Genomic DNA, 966 nt, shown 5'->3' with positions numbered 1-966 from the left:
TTACTCACCCGTCCGCCGCTAATCTCAGGGAGCAAGCTCCCATCGATTCGCTCGACTTGCATGTATTAGGCACGCCGCCAGCGTTCGTCCTGAGCCAGGATCAAACTCTCCGAAGAAATGTTTGACTTGCTCATTTTGCTTTTTGATAGTGTGTGCTCACTTTTAAAAATTAACGTTGGCGCTTTGTTTTGTTCAGTTTTCAAAGAGCAATTTCATCGTCGTTCTTTCGAACAACTTGTTTATTCATCATAACACGCTATTGATTAGTTGTCAACTTCTGCGAAGTTTTTAACTTATTTTAAATCGCTGTGTTTTTCAGCGACCATTTCATCTTAACATTTTCATAATAAGAAGTCAATAGTTATTATTTCTTTTAGTAATCTACCAAAAGTGGATGAAGTTTTTTGTTTGTCGTACTTGGTGCTTATTTATATTAATCCTTTCCTACCTTAAAGTCAACATATTATATATAAAAAAATTCATTTTTATTTTAAGCTCCATTAAGAATGCGCCTTATTAAGAAGAAACAATACCTATATTAGGTTCGTAAAAGTGTTGATCTATCGTGTTAAGTTAAAATTTCCAGAAAAAAGATCAATAAAAAGTCTTCTTATTATGTTTCATTTGACAGCTACTGAGTAAGCTAGTCGTGCTCTTATGATACCCACTTGTATTCTGACCTTATAAAAGTCTTTATTTTTTTGCTAGGTACTCTTTCCCATTTTATAAACACAAAAAAAGACCAGCCAAGGATGGCTGATCTTTTTGAATGGCTTGGCGGCGTCCTACTCTCACAGGGGGAAACCCCCAACTACCATCGGCGCTGAAGAGCTTAACTGCCGTGTTCGGAATGGGAACGGGTGTGACCTCTTCGCTATCGCCACCAAACAATAAAGGAACGTTGTTCCTTCAAAACTAGATAATAAGAAGGTATTTCATTTTTTAAAGCGTGGTTAAGTCCTCGAT

2 rRNA genes are annotated in these 966 nt (G+C 36.9%); both read right to left on the bottom strand.

From position 1 onward, the window contains the following. Positions 1-116, bottom strand: a 16S ribosomal RNA gene (locus AC1DUW_RS30480); the annotation flags it as partial. 656 nt (positions 117-772) lie between these two features. Next, a 5S ribosomal RNA gene (rrf, locus tag AC1DUW_RS30475) occupies positions 773-888 on the bottom strand. Positions 889-966 lie beyond the last annotated feature (78 nt).

The organism is Peribacillus sp. P4_C12 (genome assembly GCF_056402095.1).
This window is presented reverse-complemented; position numbering and strand designations above follow the sequence as displayed.